Origin of the sequence: Bradyrhizobium sp. i1.15.2 (assembly GCF_040548425.1) — a bacterium.
In the GTDB taxonomy this organism is placed as follows: domain Bacteria; phylum Pseudomonadota; class Alphaproteobacteria; order Rhizobiales; family Xanthobacteraceae; genus Bradyrhizobium; species Bradyrhizobium canariense.
On the sequence record NZ_JBEPRQ010000033.1, the window covers coordinates 1 to 25,972 of the forward strand.

Here is a 25,972-nt window from a genome sequence, read left to right on the forward strand (position 1 = left end):
GCTCGTCCTGACCGCGCCGATCTGCGCCTTACAACGTTCATCGCAACCTCCAAACTCCTGGTGTTGCGACGACCGTTTGAATCCGCCCAATACGTCTCTATCAAGTACACCGAGCGCTTGGCTGAAGCTGGCGTCGAGCCTTCCGTTGGTAGTGTCGGAGATTCCTATGACAACGCTCTCACCGAAACCATCAACGGCCTCTACAAGGCCGAGGTGATCCATCGGCGCGGGCCATGGCTCAGCTTCGAGGCCGTCGAGTTCGCGACCCTGGAATGGGTGGACTGGTTCAACAACCGACGGCTCCTGGAGCCCATCGGCAACATCCCGCCAGCCGAAGCCGAGCAACGCTGGAACAACCGGCCATGGCGGCATAACTTAAACCAAATAGCCTCCGGCAAACCCGGGGCGGTTCATACTGTCAGACAGGCCTGATTGCCCGCGACCTGCTTGAGATCGTAATAGACGGTGAGGAGCGGAGTACTGTTGATGCGCATAAAGACAAGGTTGTAGTCATCGATACCAGCCCAGTTGGGACGGTAGACTTCAGGCTTAGCTCGCTCGAAAAAGCAATTTCTGTTGCTGGCTGCATCACGTGGTGCAAGCGCCAGGGTGATGAGGCCACATTCGTGGGCCTCCGGCTCTGGCGAGACTTGAACGCTCCGCCCCGTATCGCCGCCAACGACAATGAGGTGCGGGATGATGAAGGCGAGAGCGGCGAGCAGCCTGTACTTCCGAATATGGACCGCGAGATGGTGGACGTCAGCGCGAAGCAACTGATTTGGGCGGTCGAAAACAAACGGGCGCGCTGGATTGGCAACAAGCTCGTTAAGATCTGGGACGGCCATGCCTGGGTTGGCCCCGAAGAACGGTTCGGCGAGGTTCGACATCGGGCAAGCGACAAGGCCGACACCGGGAGCTGGGATGCTGAGATGCCGGATGCCCAAGGGGAGTTGGCTCGCGCGCTGGATACCGAGACCTTGCGCGGCCAGCTGCGCCACAAGGTGTGCGCGATACTCGACATGGCGTCGTCGTCCGACAGCACCTTAAGCGAGATAGGCGATCTCGGCTTTGCAGGCCAATATGCGGCAAGGATGGCGGGCAAGGAGGTTCGTGCGGCGGTCGCTGCGCTGAACGCGGCCATAGGCGGGGATGAGCAGGCTGCGGCTTAACATGTGTACTCAATAGCGTCCGCTTTGCCCTAGGACGCCAAACCCGACAGGATGCGTGTCGGGTTTGGGGCCAAGAGTCACACGGCCACTTGGGCCCGCCTGATTTAGCCTCTAGCGGATCACCTATTGGCAGAGATGCTGGAGACCGTCAGCACCCTTGAAATTGGTGCCGGGCCTGCAGGTGATGCCGTTGCGGGTAGCATACGAACTCCAGTTGCCGTACCAGCCGTTCTGGCCGTACCCCATCCCGCCGCCGTACCCCATCCCGCCGGACATGGCGTAGGAATTGCTCCAGCCGCCGACGGTTGCAGCCGCCGCCACCGGATGGCGATGCGCCGTTCGCCGATATCGATAGATGGGGGTAGTCCCGGTTCCAAGACCCGTGCAGTTGGCGAATTCAGCTTGGCATTCGTCCGGATTGGAGAGAGCCGCCTGGGCCAGTGCAGCAGAGCTGGACAGGGCGGATGCCGCAATAACGAACGCGCCAAGAACTTTCAGATTTATCATGGCTTGCTCCTTGCGTTGGACCGTGGCGCACAATGCCAGGTCTGGCTTCTTCATGCGGTGGAATCGAGCGCGCCTTCTGATAGGGGTGCCTTGACGTAGATCAAGGTAGGCGCGGGCGAGCCTGTCCATTGTATTGACACTGGGCCGTCCTTCTCCAACAGCTCAGTCTTCAACAAGGCCCGGCCGGGACTCGATCTCCGGCCGGGCTTTGTTTTGTCATGACCGCCGTTCAGTTGAATAATAACAGCCTCTCGTATGTAACGATTTGGCATATAAAGGAATCTTAACAACTTCCGCGCGTAATACGTTTGATTTGACGTGGCGATATTAAAATGAATTTGGGGCCAGCCAATGAGGGCAGTTTCTGCGGCCGATCTCATTACTGAGTTGGATGCCACCATCGCGAGGAGCTCATCCGAACGTTGTGCGCGCATGCTCTGGCGCACCACCGAGCTGCTCGTTCGACGGTAATAACCGATTGCAAGAGCCGCAGGTCGGCCTGCTTGACGACGTTCTAATTCGCTTAGCACCGTGGATTGCGCCGGGGACGCTCGCCGAGCTCAGCACGACGCTCGCCGAGCTGGGTACTGCTCCGATGAAGACCCTGCGACGTCTCGCCTCGTGCAACGATCCGGCGGTCGCAGTCCCGATCCTTATGAAATCTCCCGCCCTGTCGCCGGCCGATCTCGTGGCGATCGCGACGTCCGGCAGCGAGGATCACCGTCTCGCCATTGCTGGCCGGCGCAGAATCGAAAGCCCAGTGACTGAGGCAATATTGCAGCGCGGCAGCAGCAAGACTTGTCTGGCCATCATCGGCAATCCGGGCGCTGAATTCTCGGGCGCGGCCTATGCCAACTTGATCCGTAGGGCTGTGGAGGACGACGAGATCACGAAAGCGCTGACGCTGAGGCCAGACACCCCGGACATGGTGGTTCGGGAGCTGCTGTCGGCATCGCCACGGCCGGCGCCTAAGGCTTCCAACGCAAACGCTTGCTCGCAAGTATTAGCGACAGCGAAGGGACCTTGCGACACTGAGTACGCCGCTGCGAGGCCGGAGATTATATCGCTCAATCGGAGCGGAAAGCTGAACGACTCGACTGTCAATCGGTTCGCGATCCGGCGTGAGACAGCGAACCTGTTCACGGCCTTGTCGGTGCTGTCGGGAGCACCGATTGAGGCCATCGAGCAGGTTATGGCAGAGTCCGGTTACGAAGGCCCGGTTATGGCGTGCCGGGCATCGCGCTTGAATTGGCAGACCACGCTGGCGGTCCTCAACACTCGCGGCGCGGGGCTTTCACTAGGCGAATGCGCACGAGCTCAGTTGCTGTTTGAAACGCTTCATCTCTCGACCAGCCAATGGTCCGTTCGTTGGGGAGAAATCTCCGCGGGCGCCCACGGTCGCACTGCAAGATCGGCAGGAAACCAATGAAATTCGACGGTCGCAAGGCGTCTCGGGTGCGCATGGACAACAGACAGCCCGTGAACCTGATGGGCTCCGACGGCACCTGGCGCCGAAGCTGCGTCTTGCTCGATATCTCGAACACCGGCGCCAAGATCGAAGTCGAAGGGTCGCTCGATGTTCTCTCGGCCAAGGAGTTCTTCATGCTGCTGTCGTCGACGGGACTGGCCTATCGACGTTGCGAGCTGGTCTGGATCGACGGAACCACGGCTGGCGTCCACTTTGTCCAAGCAAACGGCAAGAAGGCCCAAACGACCGCGAGCGACAGAGGCGCGCACAAACCAACTTGAGCGAGCGGTGTTATCCAAGTGAGCCAATGACCTTGGACCACCGACGAGGCCCATTCAGCCGGGCACCCCACGAACGAAGGCACCAGTCATGCTCGTGCACGTATTGGCCGACACTTCCGAGAAGCTCTTCGGGCTCTGCTCGCTTTTTGGAGGGCAGTTCACCGTTGCCGGCGAGCGGCTCGATGTAGAAGCAAAGCTTCCGCACGCTGCTGCCGCGGTCGTCGTCCGTGCCGACCTGCGGGCGGTCGCAAACATTGCCGCGCTGAAAAAGAGAGCTGCCCGGTTCGCCATAGCAAAGAAGCGCATCTTCCTCGTCGAGCAAACCTCGCACGTTTGCATCTCGCAAGCTTATGCGCTCGGCGCAACGTTGGTGTTGTCTGGCAAGATCGAGCCGGCCAAGCTCCTGGCCGCTTTGGCCGATCCAGCCGGCGGAGAGACTGGGTCGACGAGCGGCATCTCGCAGCCTGACAATGCGGTTGAGGCCGCAGCAACCGCGATTGCGTCGATGTTCACCTCCATCACCCTCGGGGAGCGGGTCGACGTCGCCGGTCCCAAAGAGGCCGGACGCAAGATCACCAACCGGATTTCCGAGCATGGGCTATCCGAATGGCTGGCCACGGTGCGGCGCCATCACGAGGGAACGTTCCAGCACTGCCTGCTCGTGACCGGCGTCGCGGTCGATTTCGGCCTCAGCCTCGGTTTCCGTAAAAGTGACCTTGAACGGCTCTCCACTGCTGCCATGTTCCACGACATAGGAAAGGCGAGGGTGCCCTTGGCGATCCTGGACAAGCCAGGACGCCTCGACGACGAGGAGCGAACGTTGGTCGAAACCCACCCGGCGGTGGGTTACGATGTGCTGAAAGGGCACGTGGACATCTCACCCGAAGTCCTCGATGCGGTCCGGCATCATCACGAATATCTCGATGGCAGCGGCTATCCTGACGGCCTCTGCGCCGAGAACATCACCGACATCGTGCGCATTCTGACCATTTCGGATATCTTTGCGGCGCTGATCGAACACCGGCCGTACAAACCGACAATGCCACGCGCGGCGGCGTACGAGATTCTCTGCGGCATCAGGGGAAAGCTGGAGAGGGCGCTAGTCGCCTCTTTCAAGGATGTCGCGCTTAGCAGATGAATTCTGCTCGAGCCTATGCAGGAATATTCCACGTCTCACTCAAGGCTGATCGGAGGCGGTCTTATTTCCATGCACTTCGGCTTCTGGGCCCATCTTGGACATCCTGACCGGCGCCGATGATGTCCGTTCCCGGAGCTCAACGCTAGCCAAAACGTTGAACTCATTGCAAGTTTTGACGATCCGGGCGGAGCTCGCGCAAAAAGCTACGGTGACGAGCTATGAATGGACCCGTGCAATTCGGCACTATGTCGATTGGCGGGCAGGGACCTCGTCAGGACCGCAACTAAGCTCGCCGCTCGGGGGCTACCTGCTGGCGAGCTAGCCTGAGTCTTTCGGTCCGTTAACGATCGGATCGTCACGGATACGCGCGGTGAATGTCGATGTTGCGTGTCTCACGATCGGAGGCAAATGATGGCTCGATGTCACGTGGACCAGCATTGAGTGACCGCAGAAGAAGTAGTCCGCTGTGTAGCGGGCCAAAATCGGTGCGTGCAAAACCCAATGGCAGTCGGGCGGTCGATTTTCTGCACTCGGACCTGTTATAAAGGGACAGAACTAAGCCGAACTGCAAGCATGCAAACATCACGTCTACAAGAGCGCATCGGCAGGAACGTCCCATGAGCGTGTCCCAACTCACGAAGCGCGTTCGACGCGAGCTGACTTATTTGGACTATCCGGCTCGGGAGTGGACAGTCCCGCGATTTGTAGACGGAGTACCGGTTCTGGACGTGCTGATTGTCGGCGCTGGACAGAGCGGACTGGGAATCGCGTTCGGTTTGAGGCTTGAGCGCATAACAAACTTCAGGATCATCGATCGCCGCCCACGCGGTTTCGAAGGACCTTGGCGCAGTTTCGCTCGGATGGAACGGTTGCGCACGCCGAAGGAGGTGACTGGAATTGATTTCGGCGTCCCGAGTCTAACGGTACGGGCCTGGTACGAGGAAAAATTTGGGCGGCGAGCATGGGGTCGCATAGATACCCTCCCTCAGGAGGTATGGCGTTCTTATCTGGATTGGTACCGAGACGTTCTGGATCTCCCGGTTGAGAACGAGGTCGAACTAATCTTGATTGAACCGGCGGATGGTATCTTCCTTGCCCATCTTCGTCGTTCCGAAGGGATTGAGCGGGTATATGCAAGAAAGATCATTCTTGCGACAGGCTTTGAGGGAAGTGGCAGGTGGGCCGCTCCTAAGTTTCTGGTCGCTGATTTGTCGGAAGATCTTTATGCACATTCGGCCGATGATATCGATTTTCGCAAGCTTACGGGAAAACGCATTGGCGTCCTTGGTGCCGGGGCATCGGCCTTTGACAACGCAGCTCTCGCGCTTGAGGCGGGCGCGGCGCGAGTAGACCTTTGCTTCCGCCGTTCGGAGATGCCGCGGGTCAACCCACTCACTTGGATGAATTTTGCCGGTATGTTGGGCCACTTCGGTGAGCTGACGGACCTGGACCGCTGGCGGTTCATGCGCCACATTCTTGACGAGCTTCCGGTCCCCCCCACACAAGACGCTTATTGGCGATGCCGCGAGTTTGAGAATTTCGCCTGGCACCCCGACTGCGCATGGACTTCCATCGACGAAGCTTGCGGTACTGCAAGGGTTCGAAGCAGGAATCGCAGATTCGAATTCGACTTCATGATTTTTGCGAGCGGTGTCGAACCGGATCTCTCAGCGCGTCCCGAGCTCGCCCTATTTTTTGAACAAATAGCCCTTTGGCGCGACCGCTTCACGCCTCCATCGGGCGAGGAAAGCGAGTCACTCGCACGCTATCCCTATTTGGGTGACACCTTTGAATTCACGGAGCGGCACCGCGGCGCCGCTCCGTTCCTTAGAGGAATACACAACTTCACGTTCGGAGCGTTTCTGAGCCACGGCATATCAGGAGCGGCCATCACGGGTATAAAGTATGGAGTGCGGCGGCTGGTAAACGGAATCGCGCGTGATCTGTTTTGCGACGACTCGGCCAATTATTACCGCGATCTGCTGTCATATCAGACGCCTGAGCTGCGGACCTTGGACAATGCGTTTGTTTGGCTGAGCCAGCTTGGCAGTGACGCTGCGAATTTCGACAGCTTCGCCAATCAGCTGGATCAGCACCAGTTTGCCACGCTGCGTGGCTTGTTGCTACGATCAACGCCACAGCACGAATCTCCGGCTGCAAAGTCCGCCCGACCTGCCCCAACGAAGCGCCCGCCGCGAACGACGCAGCTCAAGAAGAAAAAGGGGAGGTGACATAGCGACTTTATGCTCGCGAGGTGCGACGCGACGATCTATTCTACGCTCGACGGATGCTCGGTGGACAGAAAGCCAATTGAGTATTGTGGAAATGCCGTTTGACTAAAGGTCGTATTGGAGAATATTGTAGTTTGTTGCCTTGCACGTAGTGATCACCGCCTGACGACCACCATCATCGTGAGGTTAGCAATGGCCTTCATCGCATTTACGAAAGTGATCGATTTTACTACATTGACCGCCAAGCAGCGGAGAGAACTCAAAACCATTCTCGGGAAGCGTGAGGATCAGCTCAAAAAGGCGATCAAGGATGTCGAGAGCGCCCTTAGCAAGCTTGAACGAACGGGTCGGAAGTCTCGAAAGCAGTCGAAGGGCAGGCGTTGATCGGGCGCTAATCAATTTGCGCCGGCCATGATGTTGGGCGGCGTTGGCTAGCATTTGCCGTGATCTGGCTTCTCTTTCGGTGCTGAAATTGAGCTTAATTCGTCCACGAGATTCCTGGCATCTTCCAGATCGGGCATATCCCGACCGTCGGTAAACCAAGAGTATATTGGTTTTGCGAGGGATGTAGCTTCGAAATATCTGCCTTCGTTACACCAATGCCGCGCGAGGCAGATCGAGGCACGCAACTCCCACCAGCGGGCTTGCTGTTGCCGCGCAATGGCCACTGCTCGCTTCAGTTCGACCTCTGCCTGGTCACGCCTCCCGAGTATTAGGTTGATGCTGCCCCTAAGACGGTACAGCTCGGCCTCAAAGAACCTCTCACCTGTTGCTTCGGCCAGCTGAACGCCTTCGTCCAGCAGACGGAGTCCGACTTCAGGTTCTCCGAGCTGGGCATGGGCGAAGGCGAGATGGCCCAAGTACACAGTGCGGCGGCATCGCTCAGAGTTGCGGTAAGTTGCCGCCAAGGCGCTGCGCATCAGTTCAATCCCGACTTGAAGGTCTCCTGCTTGGGCTAACAGTGCTCCACGGAAAAAACGTGCTCTTCGTTCGATTGCCGCAAATTCATGCTCGATGCTGAGCGATATCGCCTCATCGGCGTGAGCCAAGGCGCGCTTTGCGTCGCCGCCGATTGTGCCCAAAACGGCTATGTTCCCCAGAGCCAGGGCTGTCGTAAAGCTTTGTTCTCTCGTTCGGGCAAGAGTCTCTGTGCGCTCGACGATTGTTGTAGACTGTTTAGGATAGCCAAGGACCAATAGCGTCGTCGAGAGCCACGCCAGGCTATTCACCGCGTCATCGACTCCGAAGCGGCGATAGGTCGAGATCGTGGCTGGATTGGTTGCGCATAGTGCGAGGGCGCGATCGAGGTGTTGGCGTGCATCGGCGAAGGCACCCGTGAAATGCAACGACTGCCCAATGAACCGTGTGGCTAGGACGGACACGCCGGGATGCTCATACTCTGTGGCCAACGCGAGGCAGTGCCGGGCGTCCTCCAGCGCTGAGCCATACTCCGCGCGCATGAAGTGGGCTAGGTAGTTGCCCCACAGGATCGTCATCCGTTCTTCTAGGCTGGCGCTTTCGCCAAGCAGCGCGCGAGCCCGTGAGAAGACCCGCGACGTTTCAGGCGCGGCATCACCCTCAGTCGCGGCAACTGCAGGCCCAAGGGCCAGATAAAAATCTAATTCTTTGCGGTCCCGTTGTGGCGAGCTCGGCAGTTGCTGGGTTAGCTCCATTCCTCGCGTGAGATGTTTTACGGCCTCGGCATTGGAAGAGCGGCCGAGCGCGCGCTTTCCAGCCTTGAGCCAATAGTCCGTCGCTTGCTCGAGCATGCCGGCTTCAGTGAAATGGTGCGCAAGGATTTCAGGGTCGTTCACGACGGCATCCTTGAATCCGTTCTCTAGGGCGCGCGCTATCTGAGCATGAAGTTGCCGTCGCCGTCTCTTCAGCAGGCTTTGGTAAGCCGCATCCCTGACCAATGCGTGCTTGAAGCTGTACATTGCATCCGGCAGCTCACCTTGGCGGAAAATAAGTCCGGCCTCCTCGAGTTCGGCGAGGGAATGCTGCAACCATGGGTCCTCTCGAGCTACCACAGCCAGCATCAAGGAATAGGAGAATTCGCGACCGATGGTGGCGCCGATCTGGGCGATCTCCTTCACCGAGTGCAGGCGGTCGAGCCGCGCCATCAGGGAGTCATGGAGGGTTTCCGGGATGGCGAAAGGCGGTAACGGCCCCCTGAGCTGATAGCGATCCTGATATTCAACCAGGATGCCTGCTTCGATGACAGCCTTTGTGAGTTCCTCCACAAAGAGCGGGTTTCCGTCAGTCTTTGTGACGATCTCCTTCATCACGTCGATCGGAAGCGCGCGACCGTTAGCCACCTGCGTGGCCACACCTTTGACATCATCTGGGTTGAGCCGTCCGAGGATCAGGCTTCCGACATTTGCAAGACCAGTCCAGGGAGGCTCGAACTCTGGTCGAAAGGTAACCAGCGCAAGAATAGGCAACTGTCGGGCTCGCTCTACGACGAGGTCGAGCAATTCGAGGGTGGTGTCGTCGGCCCACTGAACATCTTCGAGGAGCAAGAAGATCGGCTGTTTGCGCGAACGGCTCTCGAATTGATCGAGGAGCGCGGCAAGCGTTCGGCGACGCTGCTGGGCGGGGCTTAGCTGCAGTTTCGGATAACGATCCTCGCACGGAATCGATAGCAGCGCGGCAAAAAGGGGTACCACCGTCTGAACTTGCGTCGCTCTCAGCGCGAGCAGCGCCTCCAGCTTGTCAAGCCGCATCTCGGCCGAATCGTCCGCCTTAAACCCGGCGCTCCTTTCCAACTGCTCGACCACGGGATGAAGTGCGCTGTTGGCGTGATAAGGCGAGCACTGATAACGAAATTGCATCTGTGGTTGATGCTTAGCTGCACGCTCAGCCAGAGCGGCTGCTAGGCGCGATTTCCCGATACCCGGCTCGCCGGAGAGGAGAACAATCTGGCCTTCGCCGGTGCGAGCCAAACGCTGACGTTCCAACAGGAACTCCAACTCGGAATCGCGGCCGATGAGATGGGCGCGCTCTGCCGGACGCACCGCTTCAAAGCGGCTCTCGGAAGCGGAGAGGCCCTGAACGGCCCACGCGCAGACGGGCGCGCTGATGCCCTTGAGCTGGTGGGCCCCAAGATCGCGAAGATTAAAGATATCGCCAAGGAGACGGCGCGTCGAATCAGCGACGACCACTGTATTCGGCTCTACCAAGGCTTGCACGCGAGCCGCGATATTAGGAGCGCCCCCAACGACGGAATGCTCCCGAAGCTTACCCTCGCCACCCAGGTCGCCGACTACCACCATGCCGGTGGCGATGCCGATACGCACGGCGAGAGGTTCTCCTGCGCGGGTTTCGAGCCGTGCGACGGCAGCAATGATATCCAGTGCAGCTCGCACCGTTCGTTCGGGATCGTCCTCGTGCGCAATGGGATAGCCGAAATACGCAAGGATGCCGTCTCCGCGAAAGTCGGCGAGAAAGCCGTCATAGGAGCGCGTGATGCGAGCACAAGCAGCGTGATAGGCATCTATGACGGCGCCCATATCTTCCGGATCAAGCCGTGCCGTCAAAGCGGTCGAACCGACTAAGTCACAGATCATCACCGTGAGGTGGCGGCGTTCCGCGTACTGCGCAACTGCAGTATTCGCATCAGCCGAGGGAGGGCTGGAGGGAAGCGCACTGATCGCATTCATCAGGCGCTTGCGGTCGCCAAGTGGGATGCCGATCTTTTCGAAGTCGCCTTCTGTCAATTGCGGCAACACATCGCAATCGATGGCATTCGCGATGAATAGGGACTCATGCTGTCCCAGCCCTAGCCTTCTCAGCCAAGTCTTGATTTCCATGGCCGGACCCTGGTGTGTACGAAAGTTTCAGCATGTCAGAGCCAAACCTTGGTTCGGCTACTTCATCGCATTCGAATATCCATTCAAAGCAGTTCGGTCTTATCGCACCGACAATAGCATGCTGTCTGGCCTGTATATGTGAACAGCCTCGCAATTCGTCGCACCTAAATACCTCTTGAAGCATGGTAAGTGTTCCGTCCGACGGCTGTGGCTGTCGTTTCTGTCCCTACATCGCTCATGAGGAGATCCCATGGTGAGCGACGAGGGTGGCACGGTGATGTCGAGCGCTCCGCAGTCTCCATGTTGATCAGGAGCCCGAATTGGTCGACCGCTCAACCGGCAGATTGGGGAAGCTCGCCGCCGTTAAGGCTTTTGAAGTTCAATCATAGAAAGCCAGAGGATATCCACTCCTCTAGACTCTCCACGGCAAGTAGTTGGAATGGGACAGATTTCAGTTGACTGCCTGGGAGTCGGCATGAATTTCTACGGCGACTTGCTACGAGTTAAATCTGCCAATGCCAGCTCGAGCTCGATCGCTACAGCTGCTCTTGCTCATAAGAGAGTTCAACCAATTGAAGCTCTCGCTCTGTTTGATCCAAATCATGGTCGGAATCGCCTGGAGTATGGGACAGTCCGAAGGCGTGATCTATCGAAGACGTTGACTGCGACGTGGTGTCTCGTTGGCGGCGAACACATAGCGCGAGTTGGCGCTGGATGCCTCGCCGCGGCCTACCTGAAAAACGCAGCAGACTGGTCCGTCCCATCCTCAACGAAGGGCAGGTGGCCTGAGGAGGCAGGAGCTTCCCGGGCACCACCTGAAGTCGGAATGCGCCTGATCCGTGCCGTATAGGCGCTCCAGCGGCTCAGGTTTGCCCGGTGGTGCGCGATGCGCAAGTAACACACCGTCAATCGCCCAGCGCTAGAACAGGTCCTATCGCGGACTGGTGACGAGCACTGGGATAGGAATGGGAATTGAGAGCCCGGCGGACCTAGGCCGGCGGGTTTTTCTTTGATCAGATCGGGCCCGGGGCAGGCCAGTCCACGATGACTAAGTTTCACCCATGTGTATGATTCCCTTGGGCGGGGCTTGATTCGTCATGCTGGAAGCCATTCTCCTATTGCTGGAAATTGGGGCCGCAGCCCTTCTGCTGATCGCCTTCTGGGGACTGCAGCATCACGTATGACTGCGCCTCGGGGGCCTAGCGCCTCGAGGGCCGCCGGTTGACGCAGCGTGCTTGCTGTACGCGACTGTGATGACTGTTAGGAAAGGCCGTGTGAAGTAGTTCACAAGCGGGAGGTATTCCTGAGCCTAGCGTGCGTGCTTCCACTGGAGGGAAGCGCAATGAAGTGGAACTTGGCAACCTGTCGAATGCTCGCGCTGACCGCCGCTGTTCTGGTGGCGGCTGGTACTACTATGGCCGTCGGTACTCCTCGTGGAGTCCATGAACCAATGTTGGGGTCCGATTGGCAATGCAGCCGGACCATGCTGCTCGTGACCACGTGTGCGCACTGAAGCATTGATCGGATAGCCGCAGACGCGTTCGGCAAGGCCAGCGGGCGCTGGTTCACACATCTCGGCCCTCACGAATATCGGCCTAACAATCAATTAACGAAGAACCCATAGCGTGTTCCGCCGCTGACCTGCATCCCGTGACGCACGGCGAGGTGGGTCTAGGACGGGGCCGATACCATGGCGGACCTAAGGGAAAAATTGGACAAACTCCGTGCCGATGCCGCGGATTTGGCCCTTATGAGCAGGCGATCGAGCGACCCGCAAAAGCGCGCACTTTTCGAACGCTTGGCAGATGAGCTCGCCATAGAGGCTCTCGAACTCGAGCAGGTGGTGCAGCTGCAAAGCCGGCGCTCCGGTCACAGCGACATGGATAAAGTCGTGCCCCTCCGCGTACGTCCAGATCGTCGCTGACCCAATCCCGCTTCCCCTTGTGGGCCACCGCCGCAGGCACATTGCGGACGAGGGGGCGGGGCAGTCCGGGAAGATGCCCGGCATCCTGGGCAAGTTGCCAACGCTGCTGTTGAGCGGGGCGAACAGGCGACGAGTCGCGTGCACGTTTCTCTTCATGGAGTAGAGATTGGACACGATCGAGTCTCCGAAGCTGCCTGGCGGGGACGGGAGGCCAGTTGCAGAAGAGTGGCTGCCGGTGGCCCGTAAGCTCCGTCGCCGCGCGGCTTTGCTTAGTCTGCTATGGATCGCCCGGGGGCGGCATTCTTTGGCTGATCGCTATTCATGAATGCAGCGGCCTCGTCGACGCTGCCATCACCTCGGCGGTCGCGGACTGATGGATCATGTGTCCGGCACCAGCGATGCGGTGCAATCTGCTTTGCTCGCTATTGACGTGCAGTCTGGCCGATTGCCTCTCGAAGTCAATTATCCGGTCATCTTCGCGGCTATGGCCTGATCTTGGACATCCGTCGTAATCATTGCAGTGGGCCTTCTTCCCAATGTGATCGCGGCGCTCAATTTGTCTGCCGCTTTTGAACCGAAGCCTGGTCGATTAGGAAATCGTCCAACTTCCGGCCACCTCGAAGCTGCGGCCGCAGCCATCGAGGCAGTCTGCCGCGGCCGGACCATGTCTCCGCCGGGTTCTTTGGGTTGCCATATTTGGGGCGAACGGGCGGGTATGGACGGCGCTTACGATCGAACCGTACAGCTTTCTCGGCCAGTCCAATTTTGTGGAGCCGCTCCTCCAACCGTGCTTTTTGCACCAAAATTTTCTGACTGAGGGTGGCGGCGACCTGTTGGTGAAGTATCCAAAGTTCGTCAAGGGAAAGCGAATTGAAATGCTCGGTGTTCATCGCTCGATCCAACTCTTGGGGGAAGGCCCAGGCAGACAAGTCGGGAATGAAGGAGCAGACAAGCCATCAGTTATATAGTCGTCGTACAATCCACATTTAAATGAGGAGGTAAACGGGAGAAAGGCGCGATGGCGGTAATATCGTGACGGAGCATTTAATTTGGTGCCAGGCGAATCCTCACCCCGGCCCGCACACCGGCATCGTATTATCCACAACCTACCGCTCGACCAGTTGCGCTTCCACATTGCCATTGCGAAGGTGAGCGCAAACACTGCAGCGAGTGATCAACCGGGCGGCCGCGTCGCGGATCGCGAGCGGGATCGACGCCCCACGTAACGCATGTGGCTCGACTTAATTGAACGCGCTGCCCCGTTTTGCAACCGAAGAGTGTTGGATGGCCTGTTAACTCGGATGGCCAGGAGCACAATTAATCCATCACGTTGCCAGATTTAAGCCGCATCGGAGCCCATGTCGCCGCGAAGGCTCGTGCCGAGTAGGGGGCGCAGCACCGGGAGTTTTCGATGTCCCGTCATTTGCGATTTTACTTCGCCGGTTTAGTCCTTGTCGGAGGTCTTCCGGCGACACCAGCGTGCTCCGACCCTTTTACTAACTTGTTCAATATTGCTCCGCGCGAGCCCGCTGCAACCTCATCGGTGCAGCCGGAATGCCTGCCGCGGCCCGGCAACTCGCATGGCCCACGTCAGCACTGGGTCTATCGGCGGGACGGCCACCGCAAATGCTGGTTCCTAGCCGAAGGCACCGCGACAGTGCGACAACCGGCTCATGGTCGTGTGGCCAACCGCGCCGCCAGCTCCGTCGAGAACGAGGCCGAGCAGCAAAGGGCGAGCCCCGTGATCGATGCGCGCGCGGAGTTGCCAAGCTCATCGGCGGCCGAGGGGGCTCAGCAGACGCCGCCGGCACACGAACTCAAGGTGGCCGATGCCGCTTCTGTTTTCGATGCGGGCACGCCGGCCCCCATGCCGGCGCGACCCGCCGCGGATCTTCCTATCACCCAGCTCACGCCCGAGCACTCCGTGCCGCCCCAAGTTGACGTGGAGAAGCTTGCCGCGGCCGCGCGAGCCGACTCACCTCCAGCTATCCCGATGGCCGCGCACAATGAAGAGGTGCGCGACGAGCCGCGCAGCTGGACGGTAACCTCGTTAGGTGTGCTGCTGATGACGCTGGGGGGCTTTTCGATTTTAAGCTCGAACCGCACGGTTCGGCAGACGGTAAAGCTACGCCACCGATGCGCGTACACTGAGCGGGTTAGTTGACGCAGCCCCGCGATCGATGAGTTCACGCCGTTATAGCCGAATTGCCACACGTACAAAGGTTCCGCGCGCCTGCACTCAGTTCGGCGCTGCCTTAGACGGACATTCGATTAACCTGACGATCCCCTTTTTGGATGGGACTGCCATCATGCGGGTACAAAGTGTTCGTGGTGGACTGCGGCAAGTGATCTGCGCAGCAAAGCTTGACTGTATTGACGAGCAAGCGGCGAGACGTCGAGCCTAGCAAATGTATGGCGAGCACGACGTGCAGCTTTGGGAAGGCGATCGGCTTCCTCAAATGCATTCGCCAGCTCTTCTGTACGGGGCGAATAAGGACGTCGTGCGCTACCGCACTGGCCTCCATCGTGACGTTTCCCGGTCCGCCGTTCGGGGAAGCTGGCTCGCTCGATGAAGCCAAGCGCGCCGCTTCAAGGTCGCCTGGGAGAACTCCAAGGCGAAACATCGGCCAAGCTGATCGATATCGCCTCGCTGATCGGCGTCTTTGGTAGCTCCAAGTTGCTCGGGGAGCTTTTCCTTTCAAGCACGCAACACTCTCCGCGCCCTCCGCTCCTGAGATTGCCACATCCGCCGCTGAGATGAAAAAGACCGCAGGATCAGCTCATCTCCTGCGGCCTTTATTGTCCCGGGAAAATTGAGTGCTTACGTAATGGACACTTCCAGCCCCGGCTGTTGGCGATGATTGCAGAACCTGGTTTGCGGGTTGAGTCCAAAACATGTGTTCCGAAGCGGAACATGGGAGGCTGTTGCGCCTGCGCCACGTCTTGCCCTGATGCGGAAGAGGGCGGACGCATAGCCCGACGTTCTGCCGTGTTTCATCGAGAGTCCCACCCAGTATTCTTGCGGGCGGTTGAGACGTTGGAATCGGTGTAAATTCGGGGAAATGGTGAAAATGCAAGTCCACCATCAACCGTAGCACCAAGCACGGCCGACAAGGAGGGAAGCATGGTTGCAGCTCTGCAGATAAACTTTGCGCTGTGGGGAATGATTGTTTGCGCCGCCTGCGAGTTTCTGCAACTGGCCGAACTATTTTAGAACAGCGGAAGCCTCCAACTAACCACTCTGAAACGTTTATGGGCCATGGTACGCGCACCGGTCTTAACTGCGAGTGGGCCGGTACAGAATGGGCCCTAGCGCATCCAAGCAGCGCTAGGGCTTTTTCGTCGAGCCGTGACTCGGACCAGAGCGAACAGCTCGGGTTCACGCCCCTCTATTTTTTTCACTCGCGATCTTGGTACTTTTCACTACACCGGAAATCACCGCGCTTTACGAGGTCGACCTCTTGAAGGGGCGCATAACAGTGAAGCAGGGCGTATTGGTTGGTATATGGCGCAGGTGAGCGGACGCAAACGTTCGCGCCAACCGGTAGATCGACCAACTGGCCATCCATCAGCATGTAGCTGCAATTGTCTTTTGCTTTGTCTTGTCCGCCGTAGTGTCATCGGCCCTGGCTGCGCCCAGTGAGGCGAACGCCAGGCCTGCGATTATAAGTGCGCGCATCTGGTTCCTTTTCTTTCCACACCGGACGTTCTGCCCTGCGCTTGGATCGTATCAGGTGCCGCGTGATCGTTCAGCTCCGGTTCTGGAGGCGGAAATGTTCAGTCGGAGCAGCGTAGAGTAAACCTGCGCCTCGAGCGGTTCATCCTGCTTCGGAGCCGACCTTCGACGCGGCGGCTTGCCGGCGGGTCCTCGCCGGGCGGCCGGGCGCCTTCTCGCTTACGGGTAGGCCTCGGCTGAAAGCCTTTACTCGATGTTGGCCAAGATCGACGCCATGTTTGAGTAAGCGGGATGCCATGAAGAAGTCGGAGGCGCATCACAACACGGGCGAGGTGCTGGTAGGGCATCGGTGGTGAACCTCATCAACACCAGGAAACCTGACAAGAACTCAGGTTCCGGGAGCCTTTGCTATGGCCGTCTTCTGGCCGACACTGAGGCTACCGTCATTCGCCCCCATCCGGGTCCTTGGAGACATCGGCATTTGTCGAGCATCTCCAAGCGAAAGATGTGCCACATAATTTTGTATTACTTGTGCGTCAGCTTACCGGTGGAATCATCCCACGCGCGTCCGCAACGGCGCATGGCGCCGCGAAGGTCCATGCGGGTTAGCGACGTTGCAAGGGGGAGGGGAATGGCACTTTTCAGCCACGATCCGTGCTTGCTCACCGCGGCTTTCCCGTTTTACACGCATCTGCAATTCAGAATATGGGTCTAAATTGCGGCTAGGGCAATCGCGAGCATGGTCCGCGATCTGAAAATCGTATTGTCTCGGATTGATCTGTCGCAAATGCTGACACTCGACCAAAGACTATATTGAGACCCGTTTATGGAGCTCTGCCATGATCATAGAGCGCCGTCACATGAGGATGGAAGATCGCGATTTTTTTCCCGTGGCAGTTAAGGTTCTCGAGCCTCAAGATTGGACTGAGATCGCTTCAGCCGCGACGAGTCACAATGACCCGCTATTCAGCGACGTTGCCGAGGAGCGGTTTGACACGCTGCGCGCACATATTTTGCGGCTTGAGCAGGAGGCTGACGCGGAGCGTAAGTAATCGCTACGGCGTCGCGCAATGCATTGTGCCGCGCGACGCTGAGGCCAACGGCGCAAGGGAGAGTCAGAATTGGGCTGCGCCTTTCCTTGCGCGCTCATATACGCGTGCGGCCCGAAGCGGGAGGGTATGATGCCGCTGCACACCAACAATCTCGAATCGACCATGCGATACCCCGGCCCGTAGCATCCAGATCCGTCGTAGTCGATCTTTCCCTTGCTGTATTCCAGCATTTTGACAGGCTGGCCGGTGGTTAGCTAGTCGTAGACGCACTTTGCTTGCGTGTACCTGCGCTCAGCCGAGGATTGTTGGTCCAGAGCGATGACAATGGTCGTCACGATGCCTGCTATTCCAATGAGCCCAGCAAGGGCAAGACCCACGCGCTGGAAGCCGCGAATAAACCGAGCCCCCGCTGTGAGCGGAGGTCTCGGCGGGGCTATTGGTCCAATCTCTCTCAACTGGGCCACCATCACGTCCCGCCATCCGGCAGCTGAAATCTCTTCTCGACGGCCGCAGCGACGCAGCTGGACGAATACATGACCACAGAAATCAGAGCGCTGGTAAAATACACGATCGCTGCCAAAACCATGTCGATCACCGTCCTGCTGGACGCTAGGATGGCGAAGCAGACGACAAGTGAAACGACGCTGACCACTACCGTGAAGACGTCTCCAGATCTGGCTGCGTAGATTAACGGCGCGATCGCGGTCAAAAGGAAGGACAAACCGATCGCCAATATCCCGATGGAGGACCCGCCGGAGGCGAGAGAAGGCGCGATCTGCTCGCCTAATGCCTTGATGTCAGGTCGTGGCAGCTCCCCCGAATATACCAGATAAAAATAGCCACCCACGATCGTCACTAATAGGCAGATCACAAGTACCTTAAACGCGAACTTCACGTACTGCATGGCCTGCTAACCTCTGTTGCCGACGCTTGAAGGCCTGTTTGAATTTTCTAATCACCGCGGGATTTCGGTCATGTTGCGCCATATCGGCCGGGCCTGTTGCCCTGGTTAAGCGTGGCGTTTCTAGCATTGCTTATGCCACGAGAGCCCTAAGTGTTTCCTTCCAGCCAGTCGAATGCACGATGCGCGCCGTTTGGAGAGACGCATCCAAAATTTGCTTCTTCGACAGCCGAGAAGCCGCCTCCCAATCATGTCCGAATACGTAAATCGCGTTGTCGCGACGGATGCTTTCGAGGACCACTAGATCTTGTGTTTTGAATTCGTATGCAATGCATCGCTAAATCCATTGACTCCGACGTATATGGTGTTCGGTCCAAGGGCCTAAGGTTTCCTGGCGATCCTGAATGACAGCCGCCACACCTTCAGATGCCCTGCGCGACGCGAAGGTAAGGTGGCTCTTCATTCTACTCCATGGGTACTCGCCTGGAGGCAAGAGATTCCAGTTGATCTGTTTTATGTGTGGGGGAACGAGCGACTTCAGGTCGGTCGCTGTGATTTCGCAGTAACCGATCAGCTCAAGAAATAAATTGATGACGTGTTTTAGGTCTTCTGCGTCGTCGACATTAACAGTCGGAGAAACGATGAGGACACGAGAATCGTAGCGTCTGACCGTGACCTCTACAGAAGGTGGGGGCGTGACGATGCGCGGATAACACTCTTGGTGAATATCCCTGAAATCTTCCTTCTCTTTGCTTTGTCCCCTTCCTGACCACTGTTTCCACTTCCAGCGAACTGTCCGAATGTATCGAGACTCCTTCGGTTTTGTTCTTGTCCGGTTGCCATTTCCCATCCGCGTTGAAGCGAGAGACCGGACCCCTAATCAGCGGAAGTAGCGTGGTCCCGTCAGGAGAGTCTTCAGCAAAGCCAACGCGCAGGCCGACTCTTGAGCACCTACCGATCGATTTGCGAGATTGCGGCGCTGCTCCTCTGCTGCGATGTCTGACTGAGCTTGGGTCGCCTCTTGGTTAGCTTCGGCCACCGTCATTTTTCCCGCCTGCACGCGTTCGGCTATGACAGCTCGCGTGGCGCAGTATTTATCGAACAAGTCGGTGTAGGTCGTGAAAGGCCTGATCGCCAGCGCGGCGGTGGCGTTGCACTTGTTCTTCTCGATCATGTTTTTGGTGCCTTCGGGGAATTGCACCTTGCAGTTTTCAAAGGCCTGCTGCATGGCCGCAGCAGCTGCTGCTTGTTGCTGCTCACGCTTCGGCGCGCGGCAAGTCCGCAGCCGCCCAGCGCGACGCAAAGCGCCGCGACGCCAAATCTACGCATGTGAAAAGCCCCCCGGCTAAAAACAACAGGGCGCACTGAACCTCAACCAATGCGCGAAATCAATAGGTTGCGCGCGTAAAATGCCGCAACTTGGGAAAAATATGCAGGCCTGTGGACGAAGGCGGAAGCGCCCCGAGGCGGGTGTTTGTTCTGCGCATGCGGAGGAGCTATCGGATGATCAGCGTGCGGAGGTAGCCGCCAGACGGTCGGCGGCGGTTCTGCAGGCGGCCAAATAGCCCTGATTTGCCATTCGGCCCGCTCCAGCCGCAAAGCTTGGGCGGGGCCCTCCGCAGGCGAGCCAGAACAGTAAGGGAGAGCGCTGCCGGGCTCGAAATGCCAGTCCCCCCGGCGGCGCTCTTGTCTCAGACTGGGCACTGAAATCCCACTCCTGTTCAACTCTGCAATGATTATGCCACAGGTTGATGACAGCGCCTTCCTCGACCGCCGGTCCGTGCTGGCGGCACAGGAAGCGCGACCGGCAGCGGCTGATGCCACATCGCCTGCGGTTGAGGCGGTAACCTGACGTCAATAGGTACCGCCTTACGATGCAGCATCGCGGATTGGTGACGAGTACCGCGGTACGCATGGGCATAGAGAACTCGTCGGCTACCGGAGCCGGCGGGTTTTCATTTGAGCAAAAGGGGGCGTTAGACCGCAGCCTTCGGCCGGGTTACGAGTGAAAGATAGTCTTATCCCCGGCTTTGCTGACAATGAGAACGCCATACCGTAGGGGTTTTTTCCAGATCGCCACCCGTTTCGCCTCTGCGATTGCGTCATCGTCATTTAGAGCCTTGATCGGAAAAGAATCGCAGGTCACCCCATCCGGCTTCGTCACGTCAGGAAAATAACAATCCATCATGAAATGAGACATCTGCACCTCCCGACCTTGAGCCGATCAGGCTACCTTTTCCGCTCGCGATCTTCGTACTTTTCCCTACACCGGGAATCGCCGCGCTTTACGAGGTCAATCTCTTGAAGGGGCGGATAACAGTGAAGCAGCGCGTATTCGTTTGTATATGGCGCGGGTGAGCGGACGCAGACGTTTGCGCCAACGGGTAGATCGACCAACTGCCCATCCATAAGCATGTAGCTGCAGCTGTCTATTTTCTTTGTTTTGTCTGCGGGACCATCATCGGCCGCCCCGGCTGAAACTAGCGAAGCGAGGGCGACGCCGGCGATTATGAGAGCTACGCATTTGGCTCCCTTTCCATTCGAACGCGCTACGAATGTCTGGCGCGGCCGTAGTGTCCGCAAGCGATTTCGGTCGTTAGCCACCGCGGCCGACATTGGAGGAGGCATTATCCAGCCATCGCCGCGTTGCATCGTCACTCCATCCGGGGACTGCGAAGCGCGCCCGAGAATTGACATCCAGGCTCGGACGTTCCGCCGCGGGTTGACGTGCCCGAGAGTGACGCACCTTTGCAGCGTCGGCCGACGTGCACAGGAGCACCACGAAACTCACCGCCAAAGCAGAGCGCATAGCATCAGTTCCAATCCCGCAACTGCCCTATCTGATGCTCTGACTGTTTCCCCACAAGCTGCACCGGCTTCACAACTACGAGAAGGAGGCGAAAGCGCGCGAGCTACCAGGCGTCGTGGGGAAGCTCTGGGATGTTGTCTCTCAGCAGCGCTGGCAAATATTCATTCTCCGTTTCAGCTGATCTTCATCCGCTTGCTGTCGGGCGTTTTCTTCTTCCCAGGTCATCGGCTTAGACACCAACGAAGGTTTTTGCCCCATTGTGTTGGCACGCTTGCGGGTCCGTTGGTTGGGCAGGGAAGTCTCGGGCGGTGGTGGATATAGCCCGTCTGGCCCCGCCGCCCCCTGCTGGGCAATGCAAGCATTTCCGGATGCGCAGCAAATCGCGGCCAGCAATAGACCAGAACGGATGTTCATGGGGCTCCAAGCGCCAACTCGCGCCGTAAATCGCTTAGTGTCCACCTTACCCGCCTTCGCCAAACTGGCCCGCGGGTTCAAGCTAGGGAGCGCGTCGCAAATCACGCCGCCGGACTCGAAATGTGCATCCCGGCGGCGCTTGTTTCAGTCCAGCCCCGAGATGGGGATCAGCAAAAATCCCGGATACTGTTGAGTATGGGGGTGGAGTGTGAAGGTTCAGTTCGCATTGAAGATCGAGGCCCACCGGTCACGCTGGCGGCCCCGCTGTTCTCCGGGCGAGAACAGATTGTGATAATTATAATCTTCGTTTGTTCGCACCGCGTGTATTTATAAGCGGAACGCCCAGAAGTAAGGTCGTCTCAGTTGGCGGCATGGTCCGTATGCGCCGGGTTCACGCTGGCGGGCCTTATACGTTGGTTCCCATCTTTGGAGTGGCAAAGACAGGCCGAACGTCAGCGCCGCGACTACCGCAGCCTTGGCAGATAAACTGCGGTTCAAATCTGCCGGCCATCGGCGTGCGTAGGGCGGGCGCCCTGTTCAAGGCCTGCCTCCACGTCCTCATGTGGCTGTTCTTCCCAGACCAACTCGCCGCATTCGCATTCGAAGATCCGGAGGAAGCCGGGTGGCCTTGAATTCCAAATGCGCTCTATCACCCGTGTCGGTCGGCCGCACTTGGGACATCGGACGGAATCTTGTCTTGATGTCATAGGAACGTCTCGCCACTACGTGGGCAGACTCTGGACGCAGCTTTATGTTCCCCAAGGAAGCCCCGCCGAGTAAGGCAAGGCCGCGCGGCTTAGAGACGGCCCCGGCTTCAGGGGGGCTGGAAGGATGGGCCGGGGCCGCTCCGCCAGCTCAGGAGAGGAGCTAGCAAGACAGCAAGCCGGGCAGTGATGCTAGGTTCCTACGGCTGTCACCAGCCGCACATAGGTGCCGCTCTCATGTAGCTCCAGCCAGCCCTTTTCGACAGCGCACCTAATGCCGGCACCGAACTCTGCGCCGCTTGCCTTGAGCGTGTAAAGGAAGGGGTAGTTGATCTTCTCGATATGGATTCTGCCGTCCTGTACTGCCTCGATGCCCGAAGCCAGCTGAACGAGCTGACGCGCGGCGACTTCCGGATCGGCAAAAGGGCGTTCGGTGACGTGCTTCATCGCTGGAATCAAAACCTCAAGCGTCCATGCTTGGCCTGACTTGCCCGCGACTGTCATGCCAGTTCGGAACGATATGCACAGATCCTGCGGCGCCGCATGCTGAACAGACCAGGCGCAACCCGACGCGCGACCACGGTTGATCCTGCGGGAGTGTATCGAGCCGCACGTCGACCCTACGATGGCAGCGGCCGTTCAGGCATTGGATGTTGCAGGTCACGTGGCCCTCAGCCAGCCATTCAGCGGGGCTGCGGGGCGGATAATGACCGGCCCATTTCATAAATCGGCGAGTGCGCATGCCGCCATCAAAACGGCATCGTAAGTAGCGCGCAAAATATCGATTCCTAGTAGCTCCACGCCCGCGAGAGCTACTGAGTGTCGTGGGTGTGGAAAAGAGAAGGCCGCCCGTGCGGCGGCCTTCTTTCAATTCTTGTGTCTTCGGCTCTGCGGCTTCGGCTTGGCCGGTCGCTTGCCTCTTCGGGAGGCTCGCATTTCGCCGCGAATGGCGATGGCGAGTGCGACCAACGAGCCAATAATCCCGACGAGCCTCGAGAGGTCGTCGAGGGTTACTGGTAACACATGCTTTCTTTGCTCCAGCACCCCGCGGCCAGTGCAACAACAGAATATTAGATCGATTGCGCCGTCATCGCATCCGCTTACTTTACGCGCTCCAGTTTTTCCTGTGGAGACACCGCGCCCAAAGCTCGCGGAGCACGATGCCCAGCAATATGCCGAGGATGAGCCCAAGGAGCGATTGAGCCGGCGGAGCGGCCCCGGCATTAACACCGGCGCCCAAGCCGGGGGCGGCAATGCCGACACATCACTCACGGGCGTTATGCTCAGGATGTAGAGGCCCTCATCCAAGGGTAACAAAGCGGGTTCACGAGCGCGGAAGAAAGTTGTCGATGTGACGATCCCGTCCGCTCTACCAACACGCTTTCGGCGCGATACCAACGGCCCTACCAACAAAGTCACCGGATGGAGACCCCGGAGGGAGCAGCGCCTTGGCTTCGGCGTTTGCCTGCTCAACCATGCCGACTGTGACGCGCCGTCTCTTTCGGTCGAGGGATGAGTGTTGGCCGCGCGGCAACGCCCGATAGCGCTGCCCACCAACTAAGTCAGGTTCGCGCTCCCATCGCTAACCAAGGCGACCCGATATCTTCTCTGGGTGATTAAGTTTTGATCGACTTTTGAACCCTGCAAATTTAACCGCGCTTCCGGTGGGGAGCTTTGTTCATGCAAATCGATTTGAGGTCCGCCGAGCGCAGCCCGGCGAGGGATGCTGAGGTGGAGGACTGCCCCTCCGATATTACAACTGCGAGTAAACCCGCCGCCGCGAAAGACAACGCCGAAAACACGCACTGGCCGCTCATTCCATTTCCTGACGGTTGGTACGCGACGTCGTGAAACGGTCGAGATCGGCGCCTTACGCGTTGGCGCGGGTCGGGTCGCGGCGGATCGACCGCGCCGATCCGTGCCGGCGTTAGTGGCGGCGGATCAGGTATTTGTGGAGTTCGAGCGTCGCGGTACCCAGATTGTGATGGACCCATGGAAGAGAACTCCGCAATGCTAGGCCTCTGATGAGGAAGGAAACCTCGCGGGCGACAGCAGACATTTCTTTGAACAAACTGATCCGAAGGGGCTCGCCGAGGCTGAACGGCGATTTAAGCAGCTCACTGATCAGGGATTTAGCGCCGCAAGGCGGAAGGCGGGCAGTGAACTAAAGGTGACACGGTCGTTTGATCCCACCGCGGAATAGACGCTATTCTATCCGCGTCTCATAAACGCCAGTTTCAGACTCTGCGGGGGACGAGCTTTGTGGTCAACGGCGCACGGCAGACGGTTGCTGACCGGTCCGCCGAAATGAAATGGATCAACGGCTGGCCGACGGCCGCAACCTTCGAAGGGGAGTTCTCCAACGTGACGCGCAGCTACGCCAAAGGGCGTGGTGCGATATGCTTGCTAACATCGCGACTTCCGCTGTTGGCCCGTGGCTGCCCTTCGCTCAGAAAACTGAGGGGGGCAGCTTTCGAAAGGCGAGCCGAACAGCGCAATTCGGCTTGGCCGAGGCAGTCTTTGACCCATGGCCGACATCGCGGTGTTGAGCTATATTGGAGCAGGAGCCAACGTCACTTCGCGATCATCCGATGAATCAGCAAGAAAGTGGCAGGTCGGCGCTAGTGCGCCCGAGGTGTACCAACCGTAGTACTGACAGGACCTGTTCCTCGAAACCGGGCGACCGCGCGATCGACGTTGCTTAGGAGGACGGAGGTAAGCCTCGTCTCCATCCTCTATTCTAGGGAGGCATCAACAGCAGGGAGTTAACATCATGCGCGCATTTGGAGCTGTATGTTTCTCACTATTACTGTCGGCTGTTCCTGCGACTGCGGCAGATCTCAAGGAGGAAATTGGGAAGATAGCTTCAGCATACGAGCAGCACTTCAACAAACAAGATGCTGCCGGGATTACGTCACTCTATACGAAGAACTACCTGCGTGTTTCTCAGAATGGAATTGAGCCCGACAATACCAAGTTTTACGAGGACGGTTTCAAAGCTGGACTTGATCGCCTCGAGGTGAAGGTGACCGAAGTTCAGCCATTGTCAGAAAACATGGCTCTATCAACTGGCGAAGCTCACATTACTGGTAAGAGTGAGAAAGGCGATGCCCTAGAAATAAACGCTATTTGGACTGCTCTTGATGTTCGTGAGAATGGGCAATGGAAGATTCGTATGCTGACGTCGGCTCCTAAGGCAGCGCCGCCGCAGCCGCAGCAAGCGGGGGCCACGGCGACTACAACGGGGAACGCGCCGAGTGGAAAATAGTGCCCACCCGAGAGTAGTTCGTCGTAACCGGCTTTCGCGCCCAAACGGGCGGAGGCAGCAACTGAAACGTGGGTCTTTCGGCCACGGAAGCCGACTCGCATCCGCTGCGTGAGATCAAGGGGCCTCGCCTCTCGAAAATGACGGGGCGGCGCGGCTCCTTGATCGGACCGAACAACAGCTTCTGAGTGAAGACCGGGCTGCAGCAAGGACAGCCCTGCAGGACCGAGTCTGGCCCTAAGCCGAAGAGCGGTTCAGCCGCCGTGATGTCCGACGTCGCTGGTAATGAGGGGCAGAGCAGGTCCGCTCTGCTCAGCCAATTCAGACGTCGACCTGCCCTGCTATTGCGAGTGCATCGTCGACTTCAATTCCCAGGTACCGGACGGTGTTCTCGATTTTGGTGTGCGCCCGGCGTGGGAGCACGCCGAACCTGTTTCCGCTTGAAGCCCTTGAACGAGCTGGCCCTTGGGCTTGCGATGATCGAGGCGAGTTTCGCCAGGAATTTGCCTGGCGCGCGACGATGCGGCGACCGCTCTCGACGTGACGGCGCGCCTGCGAATTGTTCGAAGGTCATTGGATGCATTCCCAGTGGCCGGGGAGCGCAAGCGGCGTGCTCGCCGG

General features: G+C 58.5%; 19 protein-coding genes and 1 pseudogene. 11 read left to right on the plus strand and 9 right to left on the minus strand.

All coding sequences use genetic code 11. The annotated features are described in order from the left end of the window. Together ABIB80_RS34470 and ABIB80_RS34475 are read left to right on the plus strand one after the other, a co-directional pair. Positions 1-432: integrase core domain-containing protein (locus tag ABIB80_RS34470; protein ID WP_354129092.1), on the plus strand; the 432-nt coding region annotated here is incomplete at its 5' end. Between the two features lie 218 nt (positions 433-650). Next, a complete protein-coding gene (locus ABIB80_RS34475; RefSeq protein WP_354129093.1) occupies positions 651-1,169 on the plus strand; it encodes a hypothetical protein in 519 nt (172 codons plus the stop codon). A 123-nt stretch (positions 1,170-1,292) separates the two neighbouring features. Here the strand turns inward: ABIB80_RS34475 and ABIB80_RS34480 are convergent, their stop codons facing one another. Continuing rightward, complete coding sequence (locus ABIB80_RS34480; RefSeq protein ID WP_354129120.1) at positions 1,293-1,676, minus strand: hypothetical protein; 384 nt, start codon at positions 1,674-1,676, stop codon at positions 1,293-1,295. Positions 1,677-2,154: 478 nt separating this feature from the next. Here ABIB80_RS34480 and ABIB80_RS34485 point away from each other — a divergent pair, with 478 nt between their 5' ends. The 5 genes from ABIB80_RS34485 (at position 2,155) to ABIB80_RS34505 (ending at position 7,178) form a co-directional block, all read left to right on the plus strand. After that, positions 2,155-3,105 carry a DUF2336 domain-containing protein gene (locus tag ABIB80_RS34485; protein WP_354129094.1) on the plus strand — a complete coding sequence of 317 codons (951 nt, stop codon included), beginning with the start codon at positions 2,155-2,157 and terminating at the stop codon, positions 3,103-3,105. Beyond that, the gene (locus ABIB80_RS34490; protein ID WP_354129095.1) at positions 3,102-3,425 is read left to right on the plus strand and encodes a PilZ domain-containing protein; all 324 of its coding nucleotides are present in this window, start codon (positions 3,102-3,104) and stop codon (positions 3,423-3,425) included. The genes ABIB80_RS34485 and ABIB80_RS34490 overlap by 4 nt, the downstream gene beginning before the upstream one ends. 88 nt (positions 3,426-3,513) lie before the next feature. After that, complete coding sequence (locus ABIB80_RS34495) at positions 3,514-4,563, plus strand: HD-GYP domain-containing protein (RefSeq protein WP_354129096.1); 1,050 nt, start codon at positions 3,514-3,516, stop codon at positions 4,561-4,563. 617 nt (positions 4,564-5,180) lie between these two features. After that, on the plus strand, positions 5,181-6,794 hold the full coding sequence (locus ABIB80_RS34500; protein WP_009859245.1) for an NAD(P)-binding domain-containing protein: 1,614 nt from the start codon (positions 5,181-5,183) through the stop codon (positions 6,792-6,794). Between the two features lie 192 nt (positions 6,795-6,986). Further along, positions 6,987-7,178 (plus strand): hypothetical protein, encoded by a 192-nt coding sequence (locus tag ABIB80_RS34505; protein ID WP_009859246.1) that lies wholly within the window; start codon positions 6,987-6,989, stop codon positions 7,176-7,178. 47 nt (positions 7,179-7,225) lie between these two features. Here the strand turns inward: ABIB80_RS34505 and ABIB80_RS34510 are convergent, their stop codons facing one another. The 3 genes from ABIB80_RS34510 to ABIB80_RS34520 form a co-directional block, all read right to left on the minus strand. After that, on the minus strand, positions 7,226-10,606 hold the full coding sequence (locus tag ABIB80_RS34510) for an AAA family ATPase (protein ID WP_354129097.1): 3,381 nt from the start codon (positions 10,604-10,606) through the stop codon (positions 7,226-7,228). A gap of 1,699 nt (positions 10,607-12,305) precedes the next feature. Next, positions 12,306-12,704 carry a hypothetical protein gene (locus ABIB80_RS34515; protein ID WP_354129098.1) on the minus strand — a complete coding sequence of 133 codons (399 nt, stop codon included), beginning with the start codon at positions 12,702-12,704 and terminating at the stop codon, positions 12,306-12,308. A 377-nt stretch (positions 12,705-13,081) separates the two neighbouring features. After that, the gene (locus tag ABIB80_RS34520) at positions 13,082-13,420 is read right to left on the minus strand and encodes an H-NS histone family protein (protein WP_354129099.1); all 339 of its coding nucleotides are present in this window, start codon (positions 13,418-13,420) and stop codon (positions 13,082-13,084) included. A 521-nt stretch (positions 13,421-13,941) separates the two neighbouring features. Between ABIB80_RS34520 and ABIB80_RS34525 the strand changes: the two genes are divergently transcribed. Together ABIB80_RS34525 and ABIB80_RS34530 are read left to right on the plus strand one after the other, a co-directional pair. Continuing rightward, a complete protein-coding gene (locus tag ABIB80_RS34525) occupies positions 13,942-14,694 on the plus strand; it encodes a hypothetical protein (protein WP_354129100.1) in 753 nt (250 codons plus the stop codon). Between the two features lie 2,351 nt (positions 14,695-17,045). After that, positions 17,046-17,258 (plus strand): hypothetical protein, encoded by a 213-nt coding sequence (locus ABIB80_RS34530; RefSeq protein ID WP_354129101.1) that lies wholly within the window; start codon positions 17,046-17,048, stop codon positions 17,256-17,258. A gap of 466 nt (positions 17,259-17,724) precedes the next feature. On the opposite strand, the gene ABIB80_RS34535 is transcribed toward ABIB80_RS34530, so the two are convergent. The 5 genes from ABIB80_RS34535 to ABIB80_RS34555 all read right to left on the minus strand — a co-directional run bounded on the left by ABIB80_RS34535 (position 17,725) and on the right by ABIB80_RS34555 (position 22,533). Continuing rightward, positions 17,725-18,162: a hypothetical protein gene (locus ABIB80_RS34535; protein ID WP_354129102.1), complete on the minus strand. Its 438-nt coding sequence runs from the start codon at positions 18,160-18,162 to the stop codon at positions 17,725-17,727. A gap of 877 nt (positions 18,163-19,039) precedes the next feature. Beyond that, complete coding sequence (locus ABIB80_RS34540; RefSeq protein ID WP_354129103.1) at positions 19,040-19,387, minus strand: hypothetical protein; 348 nt, start codon at positions 19,385-19,387, stop codon at positions 19,040-19,042. Between the two features lie 771 nt (positions 19,388-20,158). Next, on the minus strand, positions 20,159-20,359 hold the full coding sequence (locus ABIB80_RS34545) for a hypothetical protein (RefSeq protein ID WP_354129104.1): 201 nt from the start codon (positions 20,357-20,359) through the stop codon (positions 20,159-20,161). Between the two features lie 750 nt (positions 20,360-21,109). After that, entirely contained in the window at positions 21,110-21,382 is a 273-nt protein-coding gene (locus ABIB80_RS34550; RefSeq protein WP_354129105.1) for a hypothetical protein, read from the minus strand. Positions 21,383-22,278: 896 nt separating this feature from the next. Continuing rightward, positions 22,279-22,533, minus strand: a complete 255-nt coding sequence (locus ABIB80_RS34555) for a hypothetical protein (protein ID WP_354129121.1) — start codon at positions 22,531-22,533, stop codon at positions 22,279-22,281. Positions 22,534-24,321: 1,788 nt separating this feature from the next. Here ABIB80_RS34555 and ABIB80_RS39490 point away from each other — a divergent pair. After that, positions 24,322-24,496: pseudogene (locus tag ABIB80_RS39490) on the plus strand (autotransporter outer membrane beta-barrel domain-containing protein); the annotation flags it as partial. 363 nt (positions 24,497-24,859) lie between these two features. After that, complete coding sequence (locus ABIB80_RS34560) at positions 24,860-25,354, plus strand: YybH family protein (RefSeq protein ID WP_354129106.1); 495 nt, start codon at positions 24,860-24,862, stop codon at positions 25,352-25,354. The last annotated feature ends 618 nt before the right edge of the window (positions 25,355-25,972 follow it).

Coding starts and splice junctions, on each gene's coding strand:
- ABIB80_RS34495 (WP_354129096.1), top strand. CDS start 3,514: ATGCTCGTGCACGTATTGGCCGACACTTCCGAGAAGCTCTTCGGGCTC.
- ABIB80_RS34505 (WP_009859246.1), top strand. CDS start 6,987: ATGGCCTTCATCGCATTTACGAAAGTGATCGATTTTACTACATTGACC.
- ABIB80_RS34500 (WP_009859245.1), top strand. CDS start 5,181: ATGAGCGTGTCCCAACTCACGAAGCGCGTTCGACGCGAGCTGACTTAT.
- ABIB80_RS34555 (WP_354129121.1), bottom strand. CDS start 22,533: ATGAAGCACGTCACCGAACGCCCTTTTGCCGATCCGGAAGTCGCCGCG.
- ABIB80_RS34540 (WP_354129103.1), bottom strand. CDS start 19,387: ATGCAGCAGGCCTTTGAAAACTGCAAGGTGCAATTCCCCGAAGGCACC.
- ABIB80_RS34490 (WP_354129095.1), top strand. CDS start 3,102: ATGAAATTCGACGGTCGCAAGGCGTCTCGGGTGCGCATGGACAACAGA.
- ABIB80_RS34550 (WP_354129105.1), bottom strand. CDS start 21,382: ATGAACATCCGTTCTGGTCTATTGCTGGCCGCGATTTGCTGCGCATCC.
- ABIB80_RS34510 (WP_354129097.1), bottom strand. CDS start 10,606: ATGGAAATCAAGACTTGGCTGAGAAGGCTAGGGCTGGGACAGCATGAG.
- ABIB80_RS34520 (WP_354129099.1), bottom strand. CDS start 13,420: ATGAACACCGAGCATTTCAATTCGCTTTCCCTTGACGAACTTTGGATA.
- ABIB80_RS34525 (WP_354129100.1), top strand. CDS start 13,942: ATGTCCCGTCATTTGCGATTTTACTTCGCCGGTTTAGTCCTTGTCGGA.
- ABIB80_RS34535 (WP_354129102.1), bottom strand. CDS start 18,162: ATGCAGTACGTGAAGTTCGCGTTTAAGGTACTTGTGATCTGCCTATTA.
- ABIB80_RS34530 (WP_354129101.1), top strand. CDS start 17,046: ATGATCATAGAGCGCCGTCACATGAGGATGGAAGATCGCGATTTTTTT.
- ABIB80_RS34560 (WP_354129106.1), top strand. CDS start 24,860: ATGCGCGCATTTGGAGCTGTATGTTTCTCACTATTACTGTCGGCTGTT.
- ABIB80_RS34545 (WP_354129104.1), bottom strand. CDS start 20,359: ATGTCTCATTTCATGATGGATTGTTATTTTCCTGACGTGACGAAGCCG.
- ABIB80_RS34480 (WP_354129120.1), bottom strand. CDS start 1,676: ATGATAAATCTGAAAGTTCTTGGCGCGTTCGTTATTGCGGCATCCGCC.